This window comes from Streptomyces sp. P5F9, assembly GCF_057961495.1.
Genome location: NZ_JBXVPZ010000488.1, coordinates 1 through 6,959, shown reverse-complemented (window position 1 = coordinate 6,959; position 6,959 = coordinate 1). Strand labels below are relative to the sequence as shown.

At 68.1% G+C, this 6,959-nt stretch carries 5 protein-coding genes; 2 read left to right on the top strand and 3 right to left on the bottom strand.

What is annotated here, in order from left to right; translation table 11 throughout:
- Positions 1-160: 160 nt before the first annotated feature.
- From AC31A1_RS43340 to AC31A1_RS43330, 3 genes are all read right to left on the bottom strand, one after another.
- Positions 161-670 (bottom strand): DUF1990 domain-containing protein, encoded by a 510-nt coding sequence (locus AC31A1_RS43340; RefSeq protein WP_489658572.1) that lies wholly within the window; start codon positions 668-670, stop codon positions 161-163.
- Positions 671-752: 82 nt separating this feature from the next.
- On the bottom strand, positions 753-2,408 hold the full coding sequence (locus AC31A1_RS43335; RefSeq protein ID WP_489658571.1) for a M4 family metallopeptidase: 1,656 nt from the start codon (positions 2,406-2,408) through the stop codon (positions 753-755).
- Positions 2,409-2,665: 257 nt separating this feature from the next.
- Positions 2,666-4,693, bottom strand: a complete 2,028-nt coding sequence (locus AC31A1_RS43330) for a M4 family metallopeptidase (RefSeq protein WP_489658570.1) — start codon at positions 4,691-4,693, stop codon at positions 2,666-2,668.
- Between the two features lie 352 nt (positions 4,694-5,045).
- Here AC31A1_RS43330 and AC31A1_RS43325 point away from each other — a divergent pair, with 352 nt between their 5' ends.
- Both AC31A1_RS43325 and AC31A1_RS43320 read left to right on the top strand, forming a co-directional pair.
- Complete coding sequence (locus AC31A1_RS43325; protein WP_489658569.1) at positions 5,046-6,470, top strand: ammonium transporter; 1,425 nt, start codon at positions 5,046-5,048, stop codon at positions 6,468-6,470.
- 101 nt (positions 6,471-6,571) lie between these two features.
- Positions 6,572-6,907, top strand: coding sequence for a P-II family nitrogen regulator (locus tag AC31A1_RS43320; RefSeq protein WP_489658568.1), 336 nt, complete (start codon positions 6,572-6,574; stop codon positions 6,905-6,907).
- Positions 6,908-6,959 lie beyond the last annotated feature (52 nt).

The window sequence follows — 6,959 nt, the reverse complement described above, 5'->3', positions numbered from 1 at the left end:
GTGCGGAGTTGGGGCTGGTGGCGGTGCCTTCGGAGGATGCGGTGGAGGGGGCCGGGGTTCTGATGCGGTAGTGCTTTGGCTGCGGGGTCCGTTGTGGCTGGTCGCGCAGTTCCCCGCGCCCCTAAAGGGGCCTCGCGGCCCTTTAGGGGCGCTAGGCCCCTCACACCTCCGAATACGGCGCGCACATCTGCCGCAGCGTGCTGCCTATCCGTCGTGCGTACGCGTGCTGCAAGCCCCGGGTCGCGGGGCCGCCCAACCTCGCGTACCACTTCGCGGCGCGGCTGAAGGCGGACACGGTCAGCCAGACTGTGCCGTCGCCGGTGCGGTCCACCACGAAGGACTCCTCGCCGCATTCGGGGTGGCCGGGGAGGGTGCCGTAGGCCCAGCCGGATCTGCGGTGTTCCTCCACGGTCCAGACGATGCGGCAGGGGGCCTTGATGAGGCCGGCGAGGGTGACTGTTACGTCCACACCGGGGGCCGCCTTTTCCGCGGTCGCCTCGATGCCTACGCCCATCTCGCGGTGCAACTCCCAGGTCAGGACCGCTTCGGAGGCCCGGCGGAAGACCTTCTCGCCCTCGCCGATACGCGTGCGCACATACAGGGGGTGGAATCCCGGGGGGCAGAAGCCGCGTTCGCGGGTCGCGCCGACGTCGTCGTACGTGAAGGACATGGAACCCAAGAGTAGGGCGGTACCCGGAGATGCCTTCGCTCCGGGTACCGCCCTTACCGCTTGGCTGTCAACTCGGCTGTCGTCAGCTGACGTTGACCGCCGACCAGGCCGCCGCCACCGCGTTGTACTCGGTGGAGCCGGAGCCGTAGAGGGCGGCCGCCGCGCTCAGGGTGCCGGTGCGGGCGCCCGCGTACTTGGTGGTCGACGTGAAGTACGTCGTCAGGGCCTTGTACCAGATCTGGAGCGCCTTGGCGCGGCCGATGCCGGTGACCGTGGAGCCGTTGGACGTGGGCGAGTTGTAGCTCACGCCGTTGATCGTCTTCGCGCCGCTGCCCTCGGAGAGGAGGTAGAAGAAGTGGTTCGCCACGCCCGACGAGTAGTGCACGTCGAGGTTGCCGACCGAGGAGGACCAGTAGTTGGCGGAGCCGCCGTCCTTGCTGGGCTGGTCCATGTAGCGCAGCGGGGAGCCGTCGCCGTTGATGTCGATCTTCTCGCCGATGAGGTAGTCACCCACGTCGGACGAGTTGTTGGCGTAGAACTCGACGCCGGTGCCGAAGATGTCCGAGGTCGCCTCGTTCAGGCCACCGGACTCGCCGGAGTAGTTCAGGCCCGCGGTGTTGGCGGTGACGCCGTGGCTCATCTCGTGGCCGGCCACGTCCAGCGAGGTCAGCGGGTGGGTGTTGCCCGAGCCGTCGCCGTACGTCATGCAGAAGCAGCTGTCGTCCCAGAACGCGTTCACGTACGAACTGCCGTAGTGGACACGGGAGTAGGCGCCGACACCGTTGTTCTTGATGCCGCTGCGGCCGAACGTGTCCTTGTAGAAGTCCCACGTCTCCTGGGCGCCGTAGGCGGCGTCCGCGGCGGCGGTCACGTCGGTGGTGGAGCTGGAGGCGGCGCCGGTGCCCCACGTGTTGGTGGTGTTGGTGAACAGGGTGCCGGTGCCGGACGTCCCGTGCTTCAGGTTGTACGTCTTGTGGCTGCCGCGCGAGGCGTCGGTCAGCGAGTACGTCGTGCCCGACAGCGTGGTGGTGAGGCTGACGGTGCCCGAGTACAGCGTCTTGCCGGTGCCGGTGGCGTTCTCGATGCCCTGGTACTCGAAGAGCTTCTTGCCGGTGGCCGCGTCGGTGATGACGTGCAGCTGGTTCGGGGTGCCGTCGTCCTGGAAGCCGCCGACGATGGTCTCGTAGGCGAGGACGGGGGTGGCGCCGCCGGCCCAGATGACCTTGCGGGCACCGTCGGCGGCGGTCTTGTCGGAGCCGGCGGCCTTGGCGATGGTCAGCGCCTGCTTCTCCGCCTTGGCGGTGGAGATCTTCGGCGTGACGGTGGCGACCTTGATGGCCGCCGAGTGCGCCTTGGTGACACCCTCGGTCTTGCCGGCCGGAGAGGTGTGGACGACCAGGTCGCCGCCGAGGACCGGGAGGCCCGCGTAGGTGCGCTCGTAGCGGGTGTGGAGCGTGCCGTCGACGTCCTTGACGACGTCCTTGACGACCAGCTTCTCCTTGGTGCCGAGGCCTATCTGCTGGGCCGTCTCGGGCGCGGCGGCCTGCTTCTCCTGGACCAGCGCGACGCGCGCGGAGTTGGAGAGGAGCTGCGGGGCGGCGGCGAGGGGCGCCGGCTTGGCCGAAGCGGGCTGGGCAGAGGCACCGGTGGTCACTCCGGTGGCGAGCAGGGCGCCGGCGGCGACCGCGGTGGCGATGGCCAGGGTGGTGCGCTTGTGACGCGCGTAGAGGGGGGTCACGCAAGCTCCTCTGTGGGGGAGTCCGGCAGCGTGGGGTTACTGACCGGAGCTGGTTGTGATGTGGCTGTGCTGAAGCGGCGTGAGGGAAGACTGGCATCAGGGGCGCGTACATGTCAGGACCCCGAAGTGATGTTGGCCGAAAATCGACTGTCCGGTGAACGTTGCGGCAATGTAAACGCCCACAACAGGGCGCCGCCCCGGAGTTGAAACCCCGGGGCGGCGTCTTGTTTGCGCGGCGTGAAGTGGACGCCTGGGTTTTACGGGAACGTAAGCTTCCAGCTGTTGATGTAGCCGGTGTCCTGTGCCGCCACGTCCTGGACTTTCAACTTCCAGACGCCGTTGGCGACTTCGGAGGACGCGTCGACCGTGTAGGTGGCCTGCACGTTGTCCGCCGAGTCGGACGAGCTGGAGTTCTTCAGGCGGTACGTCGACCCGTCAGGAGCGACCAGGTCGATCACCAGGTCGCCGCGCCAGGTGTGCACGATGTCGACCGCGACCGCGAGGTTCGACGGGGCGTTGCCGGTCCGCCCGGACACGGTCACCGACGACGTAACGGCTGCCCCGTTGTCCGGAATTGATACGTCGGCCGTGTTCTCGAACGACGTACCGGTACCGCCGCCCCCACCGGAGCGCGCACCGACCGCGACGGCCGCCCACGCGTCCTGCACCGCCTTGTACTCGGCGCCCGTCGTGCCGTACAGCTCACCGGCCGCCGCGAGCGTCCCGGTGCGGGCCGCCGCGTAGTTGGTGGTGGACGTGAACTTCGTGGTGAGCGCGCGGTACCAGATCTGGTCGGCCTTGTCCCGGCCGATGCCGGTGACCGGAAGGCCGTCCGAGGTGGGCGAGTTGTAGCTGACGCCGTTGATGACCTTGGCGCCGCTGCCCTCGCTCAGCAGGTAGAAGAAGTGGTTGGCCACACCTGACGAGTAGTGCACGTCGAGGTTGCCGACACCCGAGTACCAACTGTCCGCGCTGCCGCCGTCCTTGCTCGGCTTGTCCATGTAACGCAGCGGCGTGCCGTCGCCGTTGATGTCGATCTTCTCGCCGATGAGGTAATCGCCTACGTCGGTCGAGTTGTTGGCGTAGAACTCGACGGAGGTGCCGAAGATGTCGGAGGTCGCCTCGTTCAGACCGCCGGACTCACCGCTGTAGTTGAGGCCCGCGGTCGCCGCCGTGACGCCGTGCGACATCTCGTGCCCCGCCACGTCGAGTGCCGTCAGCGGGTCCGCGTTGCCGGAACCGTCGCCGTACGTCATGCAGAAGCAGCTGTCGTCCCAGAACGCGTTGACGTACGAATTCCCGTAGTGGACACGGGAGTAGGCGCCGACGCCGTTGTTCTTGATGCCGCTGCGTCCGAACGTGTTCTTGTAGAAGTCCCAGGTCTCCGCCGCGCCGTAGTGCGCGTCGGCGCCGGCCGTCGCCGCGTTCGACGTGGTGCTGTTGCCCCAGGTGTTGCTGGTCTGCGAGAACAGGGTGCCGGTGCCGGACGTCCCGTGGTTCAGGTTGTACGTCTTGTGGCCGCCGCGGTCGCCGTCGGTCAGGGTGTAGTTGGAGCCCGACTGCGTCGTCGTCAGCGAAACCTGGCCGCTGTACTGGGTGTTGCCGGTGCCGGTGGCGTTCTCGATGCCCTGGTACTCGTAGAGCTTCTTGCCGGTGGCCGCGTCGGTGATGACGTGGAGCTCGTTCGGGGTGCCGTCGTCCTGGAGGCCGCCGACGATGGTCTCGTAGGCGAGGACGGGCTTGCCGCTCGCCGCCCAGATCACCTTGCGGGCCGAGTCCGCGGCCGACTTGGTGGAGCCGAGGGCCTTGGCGCGGGAGACCGCCTGCTTCTCGGCGGCGGCGGTCGTGACGTCCGGGGTGAGGTCGGCGACCGCGATGGCGGCGTTCGTCGCCTTGATGACGCGCTCGGTGGCGCCGGACTTGGCGGTGTCGACGACCAGGTCGCCGCCCAGGACCGGGAGTCCGCCGTAGGTGCGCTCGTAGCGGGTGTGCACCGTGCCGTCGGCGTCCTTGACGACGTCACGGACGACGAGCGCCTCCTTGGCGCCGAGGCCGATGTCCTTGGCCGTCGAGGTCCGCGCCGACGCGGCGTCGCGGAGCAGCTCGGCGCGCTGCGAGGGGGAGAGCGAGAGGGCCATGTGCGCCGGATTCCCCTTGCTGGCAAGGGGGTTGGCCGGAGCGGCGGAGGAGGTCGCGCCGGCCTGGACGGCAGCGGCGAGCAGAGCGGTGACGCCGGCTGCGGCGACTATGTGGGAGGTGCGTCTGCGCGAGGAATTGCTTCTCAACACTGACTCCTTCGGGACGGTCGCGGATCGCGCGACCAGGGGAGATCACAGGGATCACAGGAGTGAAACTGTGGGGTTGCTGTGAAGCGCCAGTGGGAAGAGTGGCAGCAGCCCGCGCTTTCTGTCAGGAGCGCGTCAAGATGTTGGCCGAAAATCGTTCGTTGTCCGGATGTTCATGTTCGTTATGCGGACCATGCCGCGATCCGGGACTTGACGAGTCCTTGACCGTGAACAGAAATTTTCTCGGCGGACATGCCCCCGGAACCGACCCGTAAAAGATCCGGCGAGATCCTGCCGTGCAACCGGCGGTCCTGCCGGACCGCCGCTCCCACGAGGGGAGTTGACGGTTGCAGTGATTCCTTATCCCAGCTGGCTGGACGCGGGCGACAACGCGTGGCAGCTCGTCGCGGCGACGCTCGTCGGACTCATGAGCATCCCCGGCATCGCGATCCTCTACGGCGGCCTGGTCCAGCGCAAGTGGGTCGTGAACACCATGTTCATGGCCTTCACCGGCTTCTCGCTGGTACTGGTGGGCTGGGTCCTCTGGGAGTTCAAGATGGGGTTCGGCGAACCCCTGGACTCCCACTGGCCCGGCATCCTCGGCGCGTTCGTCGGCCGGCCCGGCACCATCGTCGGTTCGGCGAGCGAACAGCAACAGGCGTGGATACCGCTCGTCAACGGCAACGACCTGATGCCGAGCTTCCACTTCTCGCAGTCCACCCTGGCCTACTTCCACTTCGCGTTCGCGGCGATCACACCCCTGCTCTTCATGGGCAGTGTGATCGGCCGGATGAACATCCGCGCGTGGTTCCTGTTCGTCCCGCTGTGGTCGACGCTCGTCTACACGGTCAACGCCTTCCTGCTGTGGGGCGGCGGCTGGTGGGCGGCCAAGGGCGCGCTCGACTACTCCGGCGGCTACGTCATCCACCTGGCCGCCGGTACGTCCGGCTTCGTCGCGGCGGCGGTGGTCGGCCCACGCCTCGCCCGCGACCGTGCGCACGGCGTGCCCAACAACCTCCCCATGGTCGCCGTCGGCGCGGGCATCCTCTGGCTCGGCTGGAACGGCTTCAACGGCGGCGACATGTACTTCGGCGGCCACAACGCGGCCCTCGCCGTCCTCAACACCAATCTCTGTACGGCAGTTGCCCTGCTGGTCTGGGTGTTCTGGGACATGTTCGTCGGACCGCAGCGCAAGCCGACCTTCCTCGGCGGCATCAACGGCATGATCGTCGGCCTGGTGGCGATCACCCCGGCGGCCGGCTTCGTCACCGGGATCGGCGCGATCTACATCGGCGTCATCGCGTCGTCGATCGTCTGGCTGGCCTGGAACTACCTCTCCAAGGTCCCGCCGTTCAACAAGGTCGACGACGCGCTCGGCGTCGTCTACACCCACGGCATCGCGGGCCTGGCGGGCGGCATGCTCGTCGGCATCTTCGCCGACCCGGCCGTGGCCGTGTACCTCAACAAGGACGGCTCCACGGCCTGGTCCACCAGCGGCTGGCTCTACGGCAACGTCGACCAGCTGTGGAAGCAGGCGGGCTCGGCCGGGACGGTCGTCCTCTACGACGCCGTGATGACGTTCCTCATCCTCAAGGCGATCGGCGTGTTCGTGAAACTGCGGGCACCCGACGAGGTGTTGGAGAGCGGCGACCTCGCGGTCCACGACGAGGAGGCGTATCCGACGGAGTCGGCGGTGACGTCGGCACCGGAACCGGTGGCGGTGGCATCCGCACCCGCACCGGCCGCGGAGGAAGCCAAGGAACCGGACTCCACCTGAAATGGCCGGAGTTGAGGACCGGTGCTGCATCATCCGGGGGATAACCCCCGGACCCCCAGCGGACCTTCACCTCATCGGCATTCCAAGTCCAGGGGGTTTCCGTGAAGTTGGTCACCGCGGTCCTCCCGCCCCACCGTGTCCCGGACGTCATGAAGGCCCTTCAGGCGTTCGGGGTACGTGGAGTGACCGTGACGGAGGTGCGGGCCTATGAGCCCCGGCAGGCCCGGGTGGAGGTCTACCGGGGCAGCGAATACCGGGTGAACCTCGCCCCGCGGCTCCGGCTCGACATCCTCACCCTCGACTTCGACGCCACCGACCTGGTCCGCGTGATCCGCGCCGCGGGAGCCCGCGGCACGGGCGGCGGCACGGTGTGGGTGACTCCGGTGGAGGAGGTGGTGCGGATCAGGACACGGGAAAGGGGACCGGACGCGGTGTGAGTCGCCAACTGCCGGACGGGGCCCGGGGCCTGGTCTTTCAGCCCGTTGGGGG

Excerpts from the sequence above, each read along its gene's own strand:
- AC31A1_RS43340 (WP_489658572.1), bottom strand. The coding sequence starts at position 670 with ATGTCCTTCACGTACGACGACGTCGGCGCGACCCGCGAACGCGGCTTC.